Source organism: Rheinheimera soli (assembly GCF_031457405.1).
Taxonomy (GTDB): Bacteria; Pseudomonadota; Gammaproteobacteria; order Enterobacterales; family Alteromonadaceae; genus Pararheinheimera; species Pararheinheimera soli_A.
In genome coordinates, this window is the sequence record NZ_JAVDWR010000005.1 from 29,464 (window position 1) to 51,475 (window position 22,012).

A 22,012-nucleotide genomic window follows, 5' to 3' on the forward strand; every position below is an offset into this window, starting at 1 on the left:
AGATCGCATGCTTCAAACAAACTATAACTAAAAATACAAATAACAGACCGGGATACAGTATGAGTAACAATGTTTTACTGAACAGTGTTGAACACAAAGACCTGAAGGTGGTTACGGCCAGAGGCGCTGAATACGGTGATGCAGTCTGGTTTGCTGTCACTTTTCCTCAGGAATTTCGTACGGCCCAGGCCCACTACCCGATTTTTTTTCACAAAGACAGCCAAAGTAATCAGTTTTTTGCCGTGACCCTTTTTGGCTTTCAGGATCAGGAAAATCTGTTTTTACAGCAGGATAACTGGCGTGGTTGTTATGTGCCGCTGATGCTCAGACGTCAGCCGTTTTTAATTGGTCAGCAAATGGTGCGTGAAGACGGTATTGAAACCGCTCAGCGAGTGATCCATATCGACTTAGACAATCCGCGAGTCAGCAGCACTGAAGGCGAAAGCTTATTTTTGCCTTTTGGTGGCAACAGCCCTTATCTGGATCAAGTCGCCGACATGCTGGAAACCATTCATTTTGGCATGCTCGACAGCAAAGCTTTTATTGACCTGCTGCTTGAACATCAGTTGCTGGAATCTTTTACTTTGGATTTAACCTTCAGTAATGGCCAAAAACAGCAGTTGGCAGGTTTTTATACTATTCATGAAGAAAACCTTGCCGCTTTATCGCCAGAGACTTTGGCGCAACTGCATCAAAAAGGTTATTTGCAGGCGATTTATATGGCGATAGCTTCACAGGCCAATATTCGTCATTTGCTGCAGTTAAAAAATAAGCAGTTTGAGTAAAACCTGATGAGCCAGTTGATCAATAAGCCATTAGCAGAAGTAAAAACGCTGGAAGGATGCGACTTAGCTGATGTTTGGGCTTTGATCACCAACACCAGCCAACCCCTGGTGTTTAAAGGCTTATGCAAAGAATGGCCTTTAGTTCAGGCTGGTTTGGTTTCAGCCTCTGCAGCTGCCGACTATATCCGGCAGTTTTATCAGGGAAATCCTGTCAGTGCCTGTTATATCGAGCCCGATCAGCAAGGCCGGGTATTTTATAACGCCAAACAAGATGGCTTTAATTATCAGGGCGGCAAAATTGATTTTAATCAGCTGGTTGAGCGTTTGTTTGCTTTGAATGGTCAACAAGAAGTGCCTACTTATTACATGGGCTCTACTGAAATCAACCAGTGGTTTCCGGGTTTAGCAGCGCAAAACAGTCTGGCTTTGGATGGCATCACCCCGTTAACCAGCGTCTGGTTAGGTAATCAATCCAGAATAGCTGCTCATTATGACTTTCCGCAAAATCTGGCTTGTAATGCGGTAGGACATCGTACTTTTACCTTGTTCCCGCCGGAGCAAATCGTCAATTTGTATCCAGGCCCTATGGAGTTTGCTCCAGGCGGCCAGGATGTCAGTATGGTGGATTTTGCAGCGCCTGACTTTGAGCGTTTTCCTCAATTTGCCGAAGCTTTGCAGCATGCGCAGGTAGCCCATCTTGAACCTGGTGATCTGTTATTTATTCCCAGTATGTGGTGGCACCATGTGGAAGCGCTGGATGCCTTTAATGTGCTGATCAGTCACTGGTGGCGTGACACCCCAGCCTATTTAGGCCGGCCAAATAATGCTTTGTCTATGGCGGTATTGAGTTTGCGTAGTTTACCTAAGGCGCAACGTCAGGCCTGGAAAGCTATTTTTGATTACTACATTTTTGAGCACGATGAGGTATCCCAGCAGCATATTCAGCCAGAGGCGTTAAAGATGCTGACTAAACCGCTGGATGAACTGAATGCGCGTCAGATCAGAGCTGACTTACAGAACAAACTAAAGCGTTGATCATTCACCATAAAAACAACAACGCCATACAACAGGGTGACCCTTAATGAACAACAAACAAAACAGAATTAAAAAAGTGGTGATAGCAGGGGGCGGTACTGCAGGCTGGATGACAGCGGCTGGCCTGACCAAATTGCTGGGTAAAAATCTTGAAGTGGTGCTGGTGGAATCGGACGACATTGGCACTGTAGGTGTAGGTGAAGCCACTATTCCAACTATGCATATCTTCCACCGCTTACTGAATATCAAAGAATCTGAAGTGATGGCCGCCACCAACGCCACTTTTAAACTGGGTATTCAGTTTGAAAACTGGAAAACGCAAGGTGAAAACTATATTCACTCCTTCGGTTTTTTAGGCAAAGACTGCTGGGCCTGTGGTTTTCAGCATTTTTGGGTCAAAGGCAAACAAAAAGGCATAGCCAGTGAAATTGGTGATTATTGCGTCGAGCATTTAGGCGCTCGTCAGGGCCGTTTTGCCGTGACGCCGAATCAGGATCTGAATCACGCTTATCATATGGATGCCTCTCTATACGCTAAGTTTTTGCGCCGTTTAGCTGAGCAGCACGGCATTAAACGTATTGAAGGCAAAATTAGCGAAGTGCAGCAGCATATGGACGGCAGTATCAGCGCTTTGTTACTCGAATCCGGCGAGCTGATTGAAGGTGATCTCTTTATCGATTGCACAGGCTTCCGAGCTTTATTAATAGAGCAAACGCTGAATACCGGCTTTGAAGACTGGAGCCACTGGTTACCTTGCGACAGTGCTTATGCGGTGCAAACCAAAACTACACAGGAACCTGTAGCTTACACTCGCGCTATAGCCCGTGATGCTGGCTGGCAATGGAAAATTCCACTGCAAAGCCGGGTTGGCAATGGCCTGGTGTTTTGCAGCAAATTTATGACAGATGCAGAAGCCAAACAAAGACTGATCGATAACGTCGAAGGTGAAATGCTGTTTGAGCCACGGCTGATTAAATTTAAAACCGGTACCCGTCGTCAGCACTGGAACAAAAACTGTGTGGCTATAGGTTTATCCAGTGGTTTTCTGGAGCCTTTGGAATCGACCAGTATTCATTTAATTCAGCGCAGCATTATTCGCCTGCTGCAGGCGTTCCCATCCAACGGCATTCTGGCTGCAGAGGTCGCTGAGTTTAATCGTCAGACTAAAATTGAGATGGACAATATCCGCGACTTTATCATTCTGCATTACAAAGCCACGGAGCGTACTGATACTAAGTTCTGGCGTTACTGCAAAGATATGGATATCCCAGAAACGCTGTCTCATCGTATGGAACTGTTTAAACAGTCCGGCAAAGTTTATAAGTTTGCACAGGAATTATTTGGCGAAAGCTCCTGGTTACAGGTGCTGATTGGTCAGGGCTTAATGCCGCAGCAGTATCATCCTATAGTGGATTTAATGCCGGATTCTGAGCTGAATGATTTCCTGATGAGCATTAAACACAATGTGAAACGCACCGTGAGTCAATATCCAACTCATCATGAGTTTATTCAGCATTATTGCAAGTCGTCTTTGGTCTGAGCAGGATATGATGGAAGCGCTGAATTATCAGGTGAATGACGCCATCCGGCCCGAAATTATTTATCTCGGGCTGGAAAAAACGCCATTAATTATGATTGATAACTTTGCTGTGGATTTGTCAGCTCTGCGCCGGTATGCATTGCAGAGCAATTTTATGCGGGAAAACCAGAGTTATTATCCAGGTCAGCGTGCTGTTTTGCCCAAAGACTATGTGGCTGCCAGCTTAAATGCGTTGTATCAGCTGATTTATGAAGTGTATCAGGTGCCGGAAACACTCAGATTAAAACCACAGATGCTGTTTTACGCGCTGATCACTCAGGCAGAAAACAGCCTGCATCCGCTGCAATGCATGCCACATTTTGATACCAGCGCCCCTTATTATTTTGCACTTCTGCATTATCTCAATGACAGTTCTCATGGCAACACAGGTTTTTTCCGGCATAAGCCCACAGGTTTTGAACGGGTGACAGACCAAAGACGATCAGAGTATTTCCAGTCTGCTCAAAAGTTTATTGACGAGCAGGGGGCTCCACCCCAGCGTTATCAGGTGCAAAGCAATGAGCATTATGAGCTGTACCACCAGATCCCTTACCAGGCCAACAGGCTGATTATTTACCCCGGCAATTTGCTGCATTCTTCACTGGTGGACAAAACAACAGACATAGATGGCTCGCCTGTCACTGGTCGTTTAACCGCCAATATGTTTATTGATTTTGTATAACCCCAAACAGCCCTGAACAACAACAAACAAGGATTTAAGTATGCTCAGCACAACACTAAAAATGGAAGCGATTACATGCTTGGGTCAGTAGTGAACAAGCCACTTTTACCCCCTAATTTTTAAAGATGAAAAGAAGATAACGATGAATTATGAATTGCCGAAAGGCTCGAGACTGCTGAATAAAGAATTTACTTATGGCGTTGCCACCTCCTCCTTTCAGATTGAAGGTGGCATAGAACAGCGCTTGCCTTGTATCTGGGATAGGTTTTGCGCCACACCGGGCAAAGTGAAAGATGGCTCAAACGGCGCTTTGGCCTGTGATCACTACAACTTATGGCGTGACGATATAGCACTGATCAGTTCCCTGGGCGTAGATGCTTATCGTTTTTCTATCGCCTGGGCCAGAGTGATGAATAAAGACGGCAGCCTGAATCAGCAAGGTGTAGATTTTTACATCAATATTCTGGATGAATTAAAGGCAAAAAATATTAAGTCTTTTGTCACCTTGTATCACTGGGATTTGCCTCAGCATATTGAAGATCAAGGCGGCTGGCTGAACCGCAACACCGCCTATTTGTTTCAGGATTATGCTGACAAAATCAGTCAGGCCTTTGGCGACAGAGTCTATTCTTATGCGACTCTAAATGAGCCGTTTTGCAGCTCTTATTTAGGTTATGAAGCTGGTATTCATGCGCCAGGACTCACTAAAAAAGCTTATGGCCGGCAGTCGGCACACCATTTATTGTTGGCGCACGGCTTGGCTATGCAGGTGCTGCAGAAAAATAGCCCAAACAGCTTAAATGGTGTAGTGCTGAACTTCACTCCGGCTTATCCACTGACCGACAGTGTTGCAGATAAAAGAGCGGCGCAGCTTGCCGACGACTACTTTAATCAGTGGTATATCAAACCTGTGTTTGATGGCGCTTACCCGGACTCTTTTGCATTATTGGCGGAAGAGGACAAACCAAAAATTGAAGCTGGTGATTTTGATATTATCAAAGCGCCACTGGATTTCCTTGGTGTCAACTTCTACACCCGCACTGTGTATAAAGCCACAGAAGGCCGGGATTTTATCGAAGTGGATATGACCGATGCGCCTAAAACAGATATTGGCTGGGAAATTTATCCACAGGCCTTTACTGATCTGTTAGTGTCTTTGCATCAAAAATACCAATTGCCTCCGGTTTACATTACTGAAAACGGCGCTGCGACGGCCGATCAGCTTCAGCATGGCGAAGTCGATGATCAGCTGCGCTTGTCCTACTATCAGTTGCATTTAAATGCAGTGCATCAGGCGGTTGAGCAAGGTGTGGATATTCAGGGCTATTTTGCCTGGAGTTTAATGGATAACTTTGAGTGGGCCGAAGGCTACTTAAAGCGTTTTGGTATTGTGTATGTCGATTACGACAGCCAGCAAAGAACTGTGAAAAACAGCGGTCTGGCTTACAAAGAATTGATCAGTAATCGTTAACCAATAAAAAATAATAATTTCAAATCAACAATTTATAGGATGCGCCTGACATGGTTAGTGTAAAGGAAAAAATTGCTTATGGCCTCGGAGATACGGCAAGCAATATAGTGTTCCAGACCGTCATGTTATTTCTGACGTTTTTTTATACCGATATTTATGGCATATCGCCGGCCTTTGTCGGCACCATGTTTCTGGTGGTGCGCATTTTAGACGCAGTCACAGATCCACTGATGGGCGCTCTTGCCGATCGTACTGAAAGCAAGTACGGTAAATTCCGGCCTTATCTACTCTGGTTTGCCTTGCCTTTTGGTTTGATCAGCGTATTGGCATTTACCACGCCGGACTTCGGTGAAGAAGGCAAAATGATTTATGCCTTTGTCACTTATACCTTGCTGATGCTGGTTTATACCGCCATTAATATTCCTTATTGTGCTTTGGGTGCAGTATTAACAGCGGATCCAAAAGAGCGGGTGTCGGTGCAATCTTACCGTTTTGTGTTTGCCATGCTGGGTGGCCTGATGGTGACCGCTTTAACTTTGCCTCTGGTCGAGTTTTTTGGTCAGGGCGACAGGGCCAAAGGTTATCAGCTGACCATTATGGCGATGAGCGTGCTTGGCGTATTGATGTTCCTCGCCTGTTTTTATGGCACTAGAGAGCGTATTAACCCACCCAAAGAAAGCTTTAGCCGCAGCTATGTGGACAACTTCCGCCAGCTGTGGAAAAACGATCAGTGGCGGGTATTGGCACTGGTGGCTTTATGTCTGATGAGCGGTTATGTACTTCGAACTACACTGGCGATTTATTATGTGAAGTATTATCTGGAGCTGCCGGACAGTATCACCTTGTTTATCACTTTAGGTATGCTTGGCAGTATGGTGGGCTGCATTATTGCTCAGCCTCTGGCAAAGCGGTACTGTAAAGTGAAGCTTTATATAGGCATTCAAATTTTGGCTGCTATGCTTTGTGCCAGCAGTTATTTTGTTGCAGCAGATAATGTCACTCTGGCCATCGCTTTATATGTGTTGTGGAATCTGGTGTTTAATACCGGCACTCCGTTGTTATGGGCAAAAATGGCCGATGCAGTAGATTACGGCCAGTGGCGCACTGGGATCCGTACTACAGGTATGGTGTATTCATCGATCATTTTCTTCATCAAATTAGGTATAGCAGTTGGTGGTGCTTTAGGTGGCTGGTTACTGGCTGGTATGGGTTATCAGGCGGATGTCAGCCAAACTGAAGAAACCAAAGCAGGTTTATTGCTGGCTTTTAGTTTGTATCCCGCCATAGGTTCTTTGATTGTGGCTTTTGTGATGAGTGCTTATAAGCTAAACACGCAAAAAGTTGATGAAATCACCCTGGAATTGAAGAGAGCTGCAGAATAAAAGCTGATAATATGACGGACAGCAGAGCAATTCAGTTTTTACTGAATTACTCTGCAGTTCCCGATTTTCTTAGACTTAACAAGAAGTGACAGCACTATTTATGGCGACTATCTACGACGTTTCTCAGCTTGCGGGTGTATCTCTGGCGACTGTATCCAGAGTGATGAATAAAAACACCAATGTCAGTGAAAAGACCAAACAAAAAGTGCTGGCCGCTATGGCTGAACTGGGCTACAGACCCAATACTTTTGCTCAGTCTTTGGCGTCAAATTGCTCTAATAGTGTCGGGGTTTTGGTTTCGCAGCTGGACGGTCCTTATTACGGCCCTATGATGGCTGAAATTGAAGCAGCGCTGCGTGCCGATAATCGTCATGTCATTATTGCTGTAGGTCATAGCGACGCCGCTCAGGAGATAGACAGTGTAGAGTTTTTACTGAGCAAAGGCTGTGACGCTTTGATCCTGGATGTGGAAGCTATCTCCGATGACTACCTGATTAAACTCAGTCAAAGCTCAACACCTATAGTGCTGATCAACAGATACATAGCTGAAATCAGTGACTGCTGTATTTATTTAAATAACGAACTGGGTGGTTATATGGCGACCCGGCATCTGCTTGATTTAGGTCACAGAGATATTGCCTATATTTCAGGCCCATCAAAAAAACACGATGCTATAGAGCGGCTTGAAGGTCATAAACGGGCTTTGGCCGAAGTAGGTATTTCTTATGATCCGGCGTTGTGTTTTGAAGGTGACTACAAAGAAGACAGTGGCGTGGATGGTATGAACTACCTGTTCAGCCAAAACAAAACATTTACTGCTGTGGTCTGTGCCAACGACCAGATGGTGTCAGGTGCTATTTCAGTTTGTCTGGAACGCGGCATGCAAATTCCGCAGGATCTGTCTTTTGTCGGTTACGACAATATTCCTTTTGCCCGTTATGTTTCGCCTAAACTGACCACAGTGAATAACCCTATTCATGAAATGGGCAAAATGGCTGCGTTGTGGTTACTGAAAAATCTGTATAAACAGGATCTTGAAGTAGAAAATGTATTTGAACCAGAACTGGTAGTGCGTAATTCCGCTATCCGGATTTAGCTGTTGAGGAAGAGCAACCTCTGTGCAGAAACACAGAGGCTGGCATCAGACTTAAGGTAAAGTGGCTTCTAAAGTTAAAGTTAAACCTTCACGGATTTGATCCGCTAGTTCAGAGTCTGCTTTAGCAGAATACGAAGCTTCAATTAAAAATACGCCTGCTTCAACAGGGGTGTAAGTAAACTGGCCAGTTGCATCAGTTTTATATTGCACCCGACCTGCTTCATCACGGTAACGCTCTCCTTCATAGGACACTTCCAGTTCAACACCAGCCTGGGCTTTACCGTTGACTAAAAAGGTAAAAGTCACAGGCTCGCCAGCCACTATATCTGCAGGGTGAACTGAGCTTTTAAATTCTAAACCTTCGTTTTTCAGTGCCAGCACTTCTGAGGTTGGTTTGTTGACTGTGATAAAAGCCACAGAGCGGCTGCGGCTTTGGCTGGTCACTACATCAGTCGCATTAGCCGGTAATTCTTTAGCACGGGTCTTTTTGTCGGCCATCAGGCGTTTACGGTCATCGCCTACTTTGTACATGGTGTTAAAACGTGCTGGGCCGCCCAACTCCAGCCTATAAGTACCTTCAGCATTCAGTTCAGCATCCACCTGAGATTTACGTTTGCCCTGGTATTTATGTTCAATCGCCTGTTTTTTGCCGTCTGGCGTATACAAAGCCACGTTGTCTACCGGAATACCTTTGTCAGCCACAAAAGTCATATTGGCCGCACTGATATCAGCAGATACCCAGCTGCCTGTTTTAGATAATACAAAGTGACTTGGTACTACCCATAAGGTATGAGCCAAAGCCGGAGCGCTGACCGCTGTGGCAAGCAGTAATGAAGCCAGAATAGATTTTTTCATTGGACTATTTTCCCTGTACTGAAGTAAGTTTAATTTTTCCCAGCTCAGTGCTGGCTTTTATTTCGATTTGAACAGCGCTGCCGTCCCATGTGAATTCTTGCTTGGCCAGATTGCGTCCGCCTTGTTCACGGGCTGCTTCGACAAAAAGTACGTAGTTACCTGCAGCCACTGCTTTGCCTTGTTCGTCTTTGCCGTCCCAGCGCACTTTATAGCTGCCTGGACCTTTGGTGGCACCTGTTCTTGCATCCACTAACTGCGGCTCACTACGGCCCAATTTGCGCCAGAAACGGCGTAAGTCTTTAATCCAGTCCGGCTTATCTAACCAGGCTTCCACCAGGCGTACAGGTTGCTGTTGTTCATCTTCGATCCACACCGCCACATAAGGTCTGTGGTAAGTGCCAGTCTCAATTTTTGGCAGTTCAACCTGAACTTCCAGTTCTGGCTGAGCCATGGCCGTGCCGCAACAAAGCACCAAGGCGGCGACTAAATACTTGTGCATAAATTTCCCTCTTAATGAAACGAAGCTATATAAGCTAATAAAGCCAACACCACACCAGCGACTGCTGTGGCATTGCCAAAATCTCTTCTGTTGGGCTGACGCCACAATAAATAAAAACCGGACAGCGAAAACAACACACAAAACACCGCCGTAATATCAATCAGCCATTTCCAACTGCTGCCGGCGTAACGGCCTTTATGTAAATCGTTGGCCAAAGCCAGGTAGCCACCAAACTCAGCGTCAAGCTCTGCGGTTCGCTCTGCTAAATCAATCACCACAGCGGCGTAACCGGCAGGGCGCTTAAAATCCACTTCCAGTAACTCATCTTCGGGCGAAAAATTCAGGTTGTAACCGCCCTGCAACTGGTGCTCCTGCTTCAACCAGTCGACATACAAGGCCATAGCGGCTTGTTGCTGATCTTCAGGCAGAGCTAACAAATCAGGTAACTGCTCAGGCAGTTCCAACTGCAATTGCTGACTGGTTTTCCCTAGACTGCTGCTGAGTTCGGGATGGTTTAAGGTGATACCCGTGATGGCAAAAAATAACAGCAGCAACAATACCAACATAGCGCTGTAGGTATGTAACCAACGCATCCAACGAGCTAAAGCTGAACTCTTCACAGCACCCCCATAAAAAACTGTCGCCATGCTACTGAGAATTGTTCTTGTTTGCAAGTTGTCTGCAAGTGGTTGATTTGGTTGTTCGTCGCAAAAATGCTTTTACATAACCTCACGCGACAATTGCAATTGCAAATAGTTCGTAATTGCTATTGATATTTTAATGAGAATCACTATCATTGGCGGCCATCAGGTTTTTGTTACTTTTTTAACTTATACCGGGCTTTGGTTTTATCCGCTTTTTTGTGGTGAGCTGCCCGAATAACAGGAGTTTTTATGTTCAAGTCCCGTCCGGCCAAACTGGTGTTAGCCACCCAGCTTGCTTTAGGTCTGATTGCTACAGTGCAGGCAGAAGACGCAGCTGTAACCAGAGATAACAATATTGAACGCATTGTCATCACGGCCTCAGGTTTTGAACAAAAGCTGGTAGATGCACCTGCCAGTATTTCAGTTATTACGGCAGAAGAGCTGCGCTCTCGTCCTTACACTACATTGCTGGATGCGGTACGGGATCTGGAAGGTGTTGATATTGGCGAAACCCGCGATAAAACAGGTCAGGGTACTATCAGTATGCGCGGCATGGGCTCGGACTACACCCTGATTCTGGTTGATGGTAAACGTCAGAATAACCATGGTGATATTTATCCAAATAACTTTGGTGGCAACCAGTTTGGCCATATGCCACCACTGGATACCATAGAGCGAATTGAAGTGGTTCGTGGCCCTGCCTCTACTTTGTACGGTGCTGATGCTTTAGGTGGTGTCATCAACATCATTACCAAAAAAGTCACTGATGAATGGGCAGGCTCAGTCAGTCATAGCCGCACAGCTCAAACAGATGACAGATTTGGCGAAGAAGTGACTACAGACTTTAATGTGATGGGACCACTTATCCCTAATCTGGTCGGGTTGGCAGTACGGGGCAGTGCCTATAACCGTATGGCCTCCACTCCAACTTTTGCACCTGCGGTGTATCCTAACGGCAGAGTATTAAACCGCTCTTTGGGTTTTGGTTCTGGCGGTAAAACAGTAGACAATGACAGCTCTGTATTAGGTGGCCGTCTGAGCTGGACTCCGGTTGAAAATCAGGCGATTTGGTTTGATATCGAAACTTCTACTCAGGAATACGATAACAGCCCTGTTATCAATGACGATGGCAGTCGTGAATATCCTGTAGGCACAGTCGACAATATCCAGAGTATCTGGGCCGCAGGTAACTTCTGTAAAGGTGCCACAGGCACTAATGCCAATGCCTGCCGAACCAATGGTGGCACCTGGACCCGCCGTGCTAACCCGCAAGTGGGTTATAGCCCAACTCAGGAATTCAGCCGTGATACCTGGTCTTTAAGCCATGAAGGCAAGTGGGATCTGGGTAACAGTTTTATGTCTTTATCTTATGTAGATACACAAAACCATGGCCGCACTTTGCCTTTTACTCTGGCTGAACGGGCACAGTTATTAACGATGATCGATGGTACTGGTGCTTATGCAAATCTTTCATTAGAGCAGCGTGTACAACTGGCTGAAGACACTTTCCTGCCAAGAGCCAAACGTAAAATGGCGAGCAATCAATATACCTTTGACGCAAAAATGGATATGCCATTTGAACTGGCTGGACAACACACTGCCATAGTGGGTACGCAAGTGATCCGTGGCGAGCTGGAAGACAGCGTCTTTGGTATGGAAAGCGGCACACCAGGTGAAGCGCAGGAACACAATATGTGGTCCATTTTTGCTGAAGATACCTGGGACGCCACTCAGGCATTTGCTTTAACCGCTGGTTTACGTCGTGACGACCACGAAGTTTTTGGCAGCGAGATGAGCCCACGTTTATACGGTGTTTATACCTTAACTCCGGAATGGACTATCAAAGGCGGCGTCAGTACAGGGTATAAAACACCAAAAACTACTCAGCTTTATGATGGTGTCGTAGGTTTTGGTGCTCAGGGCACATCGCCTATGTTTGGTAACCCGGATCTGAAACCAGAAACCAGTACTTCCACTGAAATAGCGGCCTATTGGGAACACCCGGACAACCACAACTTCAATATCACTATTTTTAATAATGAATTTGAAGACAAGATTGCCTCTCAGCCTTGTGGCACCGGCACTGCTTTAGTCTGCACTGACGCTGGTGAATACGCTGATTTAGGTTATGCCACCAGCAGCAAAACGGTCAATATAGATAAAGTGACGATACAAGGTGCTGAACTGGCTGGACGCTGGCAGATTATCGACAATCTGGCATTCCGCGCTAACTACACCTACACCGACAGTGAGCAAAAAAGTGGTGCTAACAAAGGTCGGCCACTGGGCAACAGCGCTAAACATATGGCAAACCTGACATTAGACTGGGCTGCAACTGATGATTTAAAAGTGTTTCTGACCTCAGAAATCCGTACTAAACGTTATCGCACCTGGGACCTGATTAAAGACGAAGCGCTGTACTTCAAAGCCTATGAAGTGCTGCATTTAGGAGCCAGCTATGAAGCCAGTGACACAGTCACATTCACTGCCCGTATCAATAACTTGCTGGATAAAGACTTTACCACCTACGACCTGCACTTTGTTGAATGTGACAGTGGTACCAACTGTGTCTTTGATGCCAATGGCGCAAATGGTTATCTGGGGAGCTACACAGACCATTACAACAATAAAGACAAAGCCCGTAACTTATGGGTGAGCGTAAACGTACGCTTCTGAATGAGGTGAAAGTCCGTCCCCGAAAAACCGCAGAGGATTCTGCGGTTTTTTTTGCCTGTCAGCATTGGCTGCCGATGCTGAGTTGATTCGTTGTGCAGCTGGCCAGCGCAAGGCTGGCAGTACCTTTTCAGAAAAAAAGTAAAACTTAAACTAAGTTTATCTGCCATCGGCAGTGCTTTGGTTGCGCTAACAATGCTACATTGTTGCTTTTCTAACCCAATAAAGGTGACAAGGATGCGACATAGTTTAACACTACTTTTTTTTGTATCTTCTCTGGCTTTTGCCAATCCTTCCCCCATACCGGCCAACCCGGTACAACAACTCAAAGCTGAACTGAATCAGATTATTGCCGCAGATGCGCAACTGGACATACTGGCTGAAGGTTTTCGCTGGTCTGAAGGCCCTGTGGCTGAGCCAAAAACCGGTGATATTTTGTTTTCAGATGTGCCGGAAAATAAAGTCTGGCGCTGGAATGCAAAAGACGGCTTAACTTTGTATCTCAGCCCGTCAGGCCATACGGGGCTTGTGGATGAACCATCGATCAAACAAGGCTCCAACGGTTTAATTTTTAACAAGAATAATCAGCTGGTGCTGGCGCAGCATGGTGACAGAAGGCTGGCAGTATTGACATCAGTCGACGCCAAAGGCCCGGTTTACCAAAGCCTGATCAGCGGTTATCAGGGCAAATTATTGAACAGCCCAAATGATCTGATACAGCACAGCAATGGCAGCTATCTGTTTACTGACCCGCCATATGGTTTAAAAGATGGGGATGACTCCAAACAAAAGCAGCTGACTTTTAATGGGGTGTATTGGCTTAAAGGCAGCGATCTAACTCTGATCACCGATCAACTGACCCGTCCTAATGGTTTGGCCTTATCACCGGATGAGCAATGGCTTTATGTTGCCAACTCAGATCCACAAGCCGCACAGTGGTGGAAATACCCTATTGCCGCCGATGGCACTGTGGGTGAAGGACAGCTGTTTTTTGATGCCACAGCCTGGGTAAACAGCAAACCCGGCTTACCTGATGGTTTAAAAGTATTACCTTCAGGTCACTTGCTGGCGACTGGCCCCGGTGGTGTACTGGTGTTTAATGCTAAAGGCGAGCATCTGGGGACTATTCAAACCGGAGTTGCAGCGGCCAATGTGGCGCTAAGTCTGGATCAACAGTATTTGTATATTACCGCCTCCAGTTACTTACTGCGAATTAAACTGAAAACAGCAGCCTGAACCAAGGCCGGTGTATAGAAATGTAAAGCTGCTCTGATACTGAGCAGCTTAAGGGGATATTTAGGTTTATTGAGCCCGGAGTACCAGCCTTGAACCCACTGCTGATTGATGACGACCTTGAACTCATCTCCAGGTTAAGAACTTACTTTAATAGTGCGCTGGAAAATCTGTCCAAAATGCCATCCAATTTACAGCAGCAGGATCAGTGGTCACAGTGGAACTACTACAACAGGAGCAACGGGTACAGATCAAAATTTGTGATCAGGTGCCTGGTGTGGCGGAGAATTGAAGCTGCATAACCTGTATGCAGCTTCCGGTATAGCCTGTGGTTTTCAGGCCATGATTAGTTTGCCGCTGGAGTAACCTACAAAAAGCCTGCCCGATGCAGGCTTAAACACACTAAGGTACTGTGACCGTGATCGCCAAAGGAGTGCCACTAGTGACGCCTAAAGTAATGGTTGCCGTGTCACCAGGAAAACCACCTGAAGCTTTTATTTCCAGTGCACATTGACCATGAATGTCTGTCCTCAGGCTTCCTGTGGCTAAACATTGGACAACGTTCACTATCAGGTTACCGTCGTTGCCTGCGCCATAACTGATACCAGCTGCAAAGTGCTGGAAGGGCAAACGTACTAAGCCTTGATCCCGAATTTCTAAGTTCAGAATAGTGTCACCACTTATGTTGGTGATACCTGATGTAATCACAGCCGGGCTGATAGCGGAAAAACAGGCTCTGTCATCAATAGTAGTAGCGCTGCTGCCACTGGCTTCGGCCACTACAAATATCTGTGCAGAACCCCGAGGCGAATGACGTGTATCAAGGTTGGGCGAAACGCAGCCTGTTAAAATGGTGTCGGCATTGGCTGGATAGGTCAGGAAAAAGCTGGCTGCGCCATCTTTGGTGACAGCCTGACCACTCACCAGCTCTGGTTTAACCGGGTCTACACCGGAAACTTGCATACCCAATAAAGAAGCACCCACCAGATACTCCAGTCCAGCGTTTGTGTTCAGGTAGTTTTTATTTACCGTGACAGTAGTGGCCTGACCAGGTAAAGCTGCAACAAAACGGCTTTTATCTTCGGCTTGCGCATTAAAAATAAGCACCCTGTCCAGCGCCTCAATAAAGCGAGTGGTATTGTTGCGGGTAATGACAGCACTTTGAAACAACGCATTGCTTAAGTCGGTAAGCAGTGTTGAGTTAGCTGTAGTGGATGCATTGCCATCAATGACAGTACTGCCAAAACCATAGTTAATTTGTGGTGCTCTGTTAGACAACAACACACTGTCAATAACCCCAAGGTTAATGACAGTGCCATCAGCCACAGGATTGCCGTATCTGTCGGTCGCAAGCAAACCACCTTCAAGTCGGTACGTGCCGTTGCCCATATTCTGAATACTTGCAGCTACCGGATAACTGAACACAATAGAGTGAGCAGGGCCAGAAGCTATGCCAAGTGCTGACGCAGTGGTTTGAATCACAGGATCGTAACTTTGCCCTGAAGCATTTAACGCTTCTGCCCGTAATTCGATCACGCCGGGTAACTGGCCTGAACTCAGGGTTAAAGTGGCGGTACCGTTAGTGGTGGCAACATCCAGAGTTTTAGTATTTTGCACCAATTGGCCAGAAGCCTGAGTACCAAACAACAACTCACCACCATTGGGCTGGGTGACAAAACTCACCCGCACATTGTTTATCCCTGCTGGCGCATCCTGTGCTGCGCTACCTGTAGAGGTGAGTAAGCGCACGGTAATAGTGCTGCTTTCCATCTGGCCCACACCGGCAACAAAAATAGCGCGCTCACTTGCTGTAATGCTAATACTGGCAGGTACTGGCCGTTCAGGTTCAGGAGCTGTGCCAGCAACTGTTATAGTAGTGGTGGTCTGAACCCCATTTACATAAGCAGTAACAGTGGCTGTGCCTCCACTTTGACCTGGATATAAGCGAACCGCTGCTACGCCTTCCCCTGCGTCATTAGAGCCGCCACGGCCTGTTTCAGCTGTTGTGCGGGTCACCACTTCTGTGGCACTAAAACTGCCCAAATTTGTACTGAATTGAACTGTAGCGTTGCGTAACAGTACACCATCTGTATCCCGGACTGTGGCGGATATAGTGGTAAAACGATCAGGGAAACCAATATCCAGATTGGCCGTGCTTGCACTTACAGTCACTGCGGTAGCATCTTCGGTTTTATCAGAGCCACCACAGGCAGCTAATAGCAGCAGAGGTAAGACTAAAAACAGACTGTGAAAAAAACGCGGCAATACTGTCATACTTCTTCCTTGTAACCAGATCGTTAGCTTATGTAAAATTTTGCAGATTTTACTGAATTCTAAAGAGGTATATCACTTTTGTATAGGCGTTAGTTCAGTTCTAAAGATACAGAATGCAGTTGGCTTGTGGTTTACCACAGAACGGCGCATGCTGAAGCTTCATTCATCCGGAATATCAGATTGTTATGCTAATTACTTTTAAATCCATAGCCGCAGCGCCGGTACAGATGTTTGGCAATGTCGCTTTGCAGTTGCTGGAACTGATGGGGCGTTTACCTAAAGCGCCAGGAGCTTTGTTTGCAGAAGACGTAGCCGAAGCTTTAGCTTTGTTGCAGCAAGGTTTATCAGAACTGGAAGCGCAGGAACAGGCAGAGTTACCAGAAGAATCAGACATTAAAGAAAAACCTGCGGTTATTCCGCTAAAACACCGCGCCGTGCCTTTAATTGCTTTATTGCAGGCGGCTATACGCGAAAAAAAGGGTGTAAGTTGGGAATAAGTTTTCCCGCCATCTAAAACTCCGGACAAGCTGGGATTAAATCTCCCTGTTTGCCCGGTAGATTCGCTGCAATAAAATCAGCCCGCTACCGCGGCCGGATCCATCCAGAAAAATTCCCAGATATGACCATCTAAATCCAGCGCAGAGCGGCCATACATAAAACCTAAATCCTGTTTGGCATTAATATCAGCTGTTCCACCTGCAGCCGCCGCTGCACTACAGATCTGATCGACTGCCTCTTTGTTTTCACAACTCAAAGCCAGCATCACCTCGCTGCTGCTTTGGTCCGGTATTGGCCTTTGGGTAAAGCTCTGCCATTTGGCATGAGTTAATAGCATGACAAAAATATGCTCGCTCCAGACCATACAAGCCGCTGTGTCGTCGCTGAACTGCATATTCTGGCTAAACCCCAGCGCCTGATAAAATTCGATAGCGGCAGGCAAGTTTCTGCAGGGTAAATTAACAAAAAGCATTTTGGCCATGGGGCCCTCCTGTTGGCTGTTTACTGACAATGGGTGTCACTGTCTCTCACCTTAGTCGGTTCAGGCCCTACAAATTCGACAGAGGCAGAGAGTTTTTTTAAACTGCTGATGCAACGACAAAAAAGGGCAGCCTGCGCTGCCCTTTTACCTAATCAATTTGCTATTACCAGCCGCATTGTCTGTCTTTGTTTTGCTCATCCAGCCAGGTTTTTAACGGCGCAAAATAAGCCAGAATGGCACTGGAATCCATATCTGGTTTGCCTGTTAATTTGGCTAAAGCTTCCTGCCATGGCCGGCTTGAACCCATTTCCAGCATGTCGTTTAATGCCGCCCCAGCTTCTTTGCTGTTATAGATTGAACAGCGGTGAATAGCGCCTGTGTCACCGGCTTTTTCACATAAAGCTTTGTGGAACTGGAACTGCAGGATATGAGCCAGGAAATAGCGGGTATAAGGCGTATTACCCGGCACATGGTATTTAGCGCCAGCATCAAAGTCAGCTTCAGTGCGGGCAACAGGCGCTGCCACACCCTGATACTGTTCACGTAATTTCCACCAGGCTGCGTTGTATTGCTCTGGTGTCACCTGACCGGAAAATACCTGCCAGCGCCATTGATCAACTAACAAACCAAAAGGCAGGAAGGCCACTTTATCCAGCGCCAGTTTCAGCAATAAGCCAATGTCTTTTGACTCGTCCGGAATTTGCTCCAATAAGCCAATTTGTTGCAGGTATTTGGGGGTTACTGATAAAGCTATGGTGTCACCAATAGCTTCGTGGAAACCATCGTTCGCACTTTCCTGATAAAACACCGGCTGGTTTTTGTACGCACGTTGATAGAAGTTATGCCCCAGTTCGTGGTGGATCACTGAAAACTCTTCGCCAGTGCGCTGAATACACATTTTAATGCGTAAGTCGTCTTTGGCGTCTAAATCCCAGGCTGATGCATGACATACCACATCCCGATCTTTTGGCTGAACAAATAAAGAACGGGTCCAGAAGGTTTCAGGTAAAGGTGCAAAACCTAATGAAGTAAAAAAGCCTTCAGCCCCTTTGACCATTTTTAATTCGTCATAGCCTTTGTCAGCCAGTAGCTTGGTGACGTCATAACCCGGATCGGCATCAGCTGGTGCCACTAAATCATAAATATTGCCCCAGCTTTGAGCCCACATATTGCCGAGTAAATGTGCCGGAATAGCTTTGTTTAAAGGGACTTTGTCTGCGCCGTATTTTTCCGATAACTTAGCCCGCACATGGCAATGCAAAGCATCGTACAAAGGCTTCACTGCACCCCACTGTTTATCCAGCTCCAGTGCAAAGGCATCAGGTTCCATATCGTATTTCGAGCGCCACAATACGCCGGTATCGGCATAACCCAGCTCTTTGGCTCCTTCATTAGCCAGTTCAACCTGACGTACATAAATGGGTTTCATTGGCGCTGCTGTATTGTGCCAGCCCGTCCACATTTCCAGTTGTTCTTCGTAGTTGCGGGATGTCGCCATAGTGCTGGACATCTGACCTAAATCCATGCAGTTATCCGGTGTTTTGCAGTATTTGCCTTTGCCATACATGGCATTGAGTTTGGCCACTATGCCGGATAACTCTTCAGTTTTTGCTTTGTCTGCAGGAGCAGCTAAGGTCAGGGCTTGTTTGAGTTTTTCCAGCTGACGGCGGGTGTCATAATCCACTTCAATGTCATTAAAGCGGGCGGCTTTATTGGCTAAACGCACTACAGTTTCCGTCAGCTTCTGGCCTGCTGCTGCAGATAAAGCTTCGGTATCTTCGGTAATAAAATTCGATGCGATCCAGTCGGCGCGATTAACTTCCAGCAATAAAGTGCTGAGTTCATCTGCTGCCGTTTTGACAAAAGCTTTGGCTTGCTCTGCATTCACCGCTGTGGAGACCGAAGTTGATTCAGTGACAGTCACCACTTTTTCGCCACAGGCGCCCAGCAGCAAAGCCGAACTGACCAGGGCTGCGGTCAGACTGAGTTTGTATAAATCTTTCATGGATTTACCTTTTAGTTATGTTTTTACATGGGTACGGCGGTTTTGAGTATAAACAACCTTTTTAATCCTGCACTGAGCTTTTTCCATGACGATTTAATGGCTGATAACAGGGAAAGGTCAAACTAAAACAGGTGCCTTTGCCCAGCTCTGATTCAAAGTCTATGCTGCCCTGCATCATTTCAACCAGAGTCTTACTGATATTTAAACCTAAACCAGATCCCTGATTACTGCGGCTGTCTGAGCTGTCGGCTTGAGCAAATTTTTGAAAAATTTTGCTACGAAAGGATTCGGCTATACCAGTGCCCTGATCTTTTACTTTAATCACAAGGTAGTGATCATGCTGCTGATAACTTAACTTCACCACAGAGTGGCTGGGTGAAAACTTAATGGCATTAGAGATCAAATTCGACAAAATTTGCAGCAGGCGGAATTTATCCTGGTACAGATAAACCGCTGTGTGGTCAGTGGGAACCACTAAATCCAGACGCACTGAGTATTTGTCGGCATAGGCCTGATTTTGTTGTTTGGCTTCTTGCAGCAACTGCAATACTTCCACTTCTGCTGGTTGCAGTTTTAACTGGCCGAACTCCAGCTTTTCAATGTCCAGAATATCGTTGACCAAGCGCGCCAGTCTGTCGGTGTTGGTTTTAGCAATTTGCACCAGTTGCTGGGCTTGTGGCGGTAATTCACCAACCACACCACCAGCCAATAAACCTAAAGAGCCGTTAATAGAGGTCAGAGGCGTGCGTAATTCATGGCTGACAGTGGATATAAACTCACTTTTCATCCGATCAATTTTTTTGCGTTCACGTAAATCGTGCAGCATCAGGGTATACAAATGTTTATCTGCAATATCCACCCGGCTTAAGCCCATCTCCAGCGGAATTTGCTGGCCGTCTTCACTTAAACCTGTCACTTCAACTGTATGGCCCACCCATAAGTTCAGTTGATCCACTGTTAAAGGTTGCAACAATTGATGGTTTTTATGTTCAGGTAAACAAGCCAATAACTTACTGACAGGCTGGCGCAGCAGGGATGGCATAGCGTAACCAAAGAGCAAAGAGGTTTCTTTATTCACCCGCTCAATTAAACCCTGCTGGTCCACTATCACAATAGATTCAATGGCATTGTCCAGAATTGAACTCAGCTCTTTAGTGCGTTGGGTAATTAAATGCTCAATGCGGGCTGAGCGCCCTGTTAAAACCAGCAGGAAAATACCCAGCAGGCTGCATAACACCAGGCCACCGGTTAATACATACCAGCTTTGCTGTCCTGAATTGATATTCAGCAGGGTTTTGCTGGGAACCAGCTGCAGCTCCAGTGAACGTCCTGCATGCGACCACTGGCGGGTCCAGGTCAGATAACTGGCCTGAGCAGCTGGTTCAGGCAATGAGCTGTAATAAGGTAACCCTGTGCCTAAATCTCTGATATGTAAATGAAACTCTGAGGTGTCATATTGGCTTAAACTGGTTTGCACTAAGAGTTCAGTTTCAAAGATGCCGCAGATAAAACCACGGATCTGTTGGCGTTTTTCATCAAGGCTTTTTGGAATCACACCCTGCTGATACACAGGAATAAAAAACACTAAAGCGGCATTGCCACTCACCAGCCACACAGGGGCTGTGATGCTGATACTGCCCGAATCCATCGCATAGTCCATGGCTTCTTTTCGCACAGGATCTGCAGCTAAATCCAAACCTGCCAAAGAGTCATCACCAGAGGCTGAAGCCAGATACCGAATAACACTGTAGTGAGAACGCACTGCGGCAGGTTTTACTCCGGGGTTGGCATACTCTTTAAAACCAGTCTGCAGCTGAGCTTCTGTTGCTGCACGCCGGGAATGAGGCACTAGTTCAACCCAATCAAAAAACAATACACCAGCTTCATGCCAGGGGTAGTCCTGCAGAAACTGCCGAAACATCGGCTCTGTCACTTCAGGTTGAACGGCAAACAGCCGCTCCAGCATCTGCATTTGTTGCAGTACTTTGCTTACTCTGAACTGAAAAGTGGCACTGATTTGTTCTGACTGATCAAAAAACTTTTGCTGCAGGCTTTGGTGGTGTTGAAAACGGGCCAGCACAAATAAAGCCACCACCAAAGCAGTACAGACCAATAGAGGCAAACCCACAGTCAACCAGCGTGTGCGCCATAAAGGGCGAGGCTTGGCAAACAGCATAAACACCAGAGGAATGGCGATCATCACGCCAATCATGTCGCCAACCCACCAGGTGAACCAGTTGAGTCCGGCATGATCTGGGGTCACTAAACCAAACTGCTCTAACACCAAAGTAGATAAACCGGAACTGATTAAACAGGCAAAAGGACCTGCCAATACAAAGAGCCAGAGTATGCTTTTTTCAGAAGTCAGGGCACTGTGAAAGTGAGCAAAACGGCGCACTGCACCTAAGGCAAAAGCTACTGTTAATGCTGTTATGCTGGCCATGCTTAAGCTGTAAACCACTTTATCGGACCAGGTTAAATCTTGTGGCCAGTCGGGTTGAACCAGTTTAAAAGCCAGCGAACCTAAAAAGGCACCGGCCAGCATGGGGTAGCCCCACAATAATGCTGCGGCAATGGCTATACCCAAAGAGGGAAATACTGAAGTCGCCATACCAGGTGCTATTGCCAGCAACATAGCCAATTGGCCGAAAATAAAATAGGCGATAGCCAGCAGTAGGATCCGCAACAAGGTCAAACCTGTAGTTGAAAATTTAATCAATGCTGACACTTCACCAAAGCAGGCACCGGTTTATCCCGGCAAAACCTTAGCTTACTCCGAGCCCGGCAGAAAACAAATGCTCTGGCCTTTGCTTTTTTGGG

The 22,012-nt window shown here is 46.5% G+C and carries 17 protein-coding genes; 10 read left to right on the top strand and 7 right to left on the bottom strand.

What is annotated here, in order from left to right; translation table 11 throughout:
- The first annotated feature begins 59 nt into the window (after nt 1-59).
- The 7 genes from J2W69_RS09660 to J2W69_RS09690 all read left to right on the top strand — a co-directional run bounded on the left by J2W69_RS09660 (nt 60) and on the right by J2W69_RS09690 (nt 8,030).
- The gene (locus J2W69_RS09660) at nt 60-785 is read left to right on the top strand and encodes a SapC family protein (RefSeq protein ID WP_310277372.1); all 726 of its coding nucleotides are present in this window, start codon (nt 60-62) and stop codon (nt 783-785) included.
- A 6-nt stretch (nt 786-791) separates the two neighbouring features.
- Nucleotides 792-1,820 (top strand): cupin-like domain-containing protein, encoded by a 1,029-nt coding sequence (locus tag J2W69_RS09665; RefSeq protein ID WP_310277376.1) that lies wholly within the window; start codon nt 792-794, stop codon nt 1,818-1,820.
- A 46-nt stretch (nt 1,821-1,866) separates the two neighbouring features.
- On the top strand, nt 1,867-3,360 hold the full coding sequence (locus J2W69_RS09670; protein WP_310277379.1) for a tryptophan halogenase family protein: 1,494 nt from the start codon (nt 1,867-1,869) through the stop codon (nt 3,358-3,360).
- Complete coding sequence (locus J2W69_RS09675) at nt 3,320-4,081, top strand: DUF6445 family protein (RefSeq protein ID WP_310277383.1); 762 nt, start codon at nt 3,320-3,322, stop codon at nt 4,079-4,081. The genes J2W69_RS09670 and J2W69_RS09675 overlap by 41 nt, the downstream gene beginning before the upstream one ends.
- Before the next feature lie 142 nt (nt 4,082-4,223).
- The gene (locus tag J2W69_RS09680; protein WP_310277387.1) at nt 4,224-5,552 is read left to right on the top strand and encodes a GH1 family beta-glucosidase; all 1,329 of its coding nucleotides are present in this window, start codon (nt 4,224-4,226) and stop codon (nt 5,550-5,552) included.
- 50 nt (nt 5,553-5,602) lie between these two features.
- Nucleotides 5,603-6,934, top strand: coding sequence for a glycoside-pentoside-hexuronide (GPH):cation symporter (locus tag J2W69_RS09685; protein WP_310277390.1), 1,332 nt, complete (start codon nt 5,603-5,605; stop codon nt 6,932-6,934).
- Between the two features lie 100 nt (nt 6,935-7,034).
- Nucleotides 7,035-8,030, top strand: a complete 996-nt coding sequence (locus J2W69_RS09690) for a LacI family DNA-binding transcriptional regulator (protein WP_310277393.1) — start codon at nt 7,035-7,037, stop codon at nt 8,028-8,030.
- Nucleotides 8,031-8,081: 51 nt separating this feature from the next.
- On the opposite strand, the gene J2W69_RS09695 is transcribed toward J2W69_RS09690, so the two are convergent.
- From J2W69_RS09695 to J2W69_RS09705, 3 genes are read right to left on the bottom strand one after another with little or no spacing between them, the layout of a single operon-like run.
- Nucleotides 8,082-8,885, bottom strand: coding sequence for a DUF4198 domain-containing protein (locus J2W69_RS09695; protein ID WP_310277396.1), 804 nt, complete (start codon nt 8,883-8,885; stop codon nt 8,082-8,084).
- 4 nt (nt 8,886-8,889) lie between these two features.
- Complete coding sequence (locus tag J2W69_RS09700) at nt 8,890-9,384, bottom strand: DUF2271 domain-containing protein (protein ID WP_310277399.1); 495 nt, start codon at nt 9,382-9,384, stop codon at nt 8,890-8,892.
- Nucleotides 9,385-9,395: 11 nt separating this feature from the next.
- Nucleotides 9,396-10,004: a PepSY-associated TM helix domain-containing protein gene (locus J2W69_RS09705; RefSeq protein WP_310277402.1), complete on the bottom strand. Its 609-nt coding sequence runs from the start codon at nt 10,002-10,004 to the stop codon at nt 9,396-9,398.
- 273 nt (nt 10,005-10,277) lie between these two features.
- Between J2W69_RS09705 and J2W69_RS09710 the strand changes: the two genes are divergently transcribed.
- Entirely contained in the window at nt 10,278-12,704 is a 2,427-nt protein-coding gene (locus tag J2W69_RS09710; RefSeq protein WP_310277406.1) for a TonB-dependent receptor domain-containing protein, read from the top strand.
- Between the two features lie 234 nt (nt 12,705-12,938).
- On the top strand, nt 12,939-13,937 hold the full coding sequence (locus J2W69_RS09715) for an SMP-30/gluconolactonase/LRE family protein (protein ID WP_310277409.1): 999 nt from the start codon (nt 12,939-12,941) through the stop codon (nt 13,935-13,937).
- Nucleotides 13,938-14,336: 399 nt separating this feature from the next.
- Here the strand turns inward: J2W69_RS09715 and J2W69_RS09720 are convergent, their stop codons facing one another.
- The gene (locus J2W69_RS09720) at nt 14,337-16,208 is read right to left on the bottom strand and encodes a hypothetical protein (RefSeq protein WP_310277412.1); all 1,872 of its coding nucleotides are present in this window, start codon (nt 16,206-16,208) and stop codon (nt 14,337-14,339) included.
- Between the two features lie 185 nt (nt 16,209-16,393).
- Here J2W69_RS09720 and J2W69_RS09725 point away from each other — a divergent pair, with 185 nt between their 5' ends.
- Nucleotides 16,394-16,705 carry a DUF1840 domain-containing protein gene (locus J2W69_RS09725; protein ID WP_310277415.1) on the top strand — a complete coding sequence of 104 codons (312 nt, stop codon included), beginning with the start codon at nt 16,394-16,396 and terminating at the stop codon, nt 16,703-16,705.
- Nucleotides 16,706-16,782: 77 nt separating this feature from the next.
- Here J2W69_RS09725 and J2W69_RS09730 read toward each other — a convergent pair whose 3' ends face one another.
- The 3 genes from J2W69_RS09730 to J2W69_RS09740 all read right to left on the bottom strand — a co-directional run bounded on the left by J2W69_RS09730 (nt 16,783) and on the right by J2W69_RS09740 (nt 21,911).
- Nucleotides 16,783-17,187 (bottom strand): VOC family protein, encoded by a 405-nt coding sequence (locus J2W69_RS09730; protein WP_310277419.1) that lies wholly within the window; start codon nt 17,185-17,187, stop codon nt 16,783-16,785.
- Between the two features lie 163 nt (nt 17,188-17,350).
- Nucleotides 17,351-19,192, bottom strand: a complete 1,842-nt coding sequence (locus J2W69_RS09735) for a M2 family metallopeptidase (protein ID WP_310277422.1) — start codon at nt 19,190-19,192, stop codon at nt 17,351-17,353.
- Nucleotides 19,193-19,253: 61 nt separating this feature from the next.
- A complete protein-coding gene (locus J2W69_RS09740) occupies nt 19,254-21,911 on the bottom strand; it encodes a CHASE domain-containing protein (RefSeq protein WP_310277426.1) in 2,658 nt (885 codons plus the stop codon).
- Between the last annotated feature and the right edge of the window lie 101 nt (nt 21,912-22,012).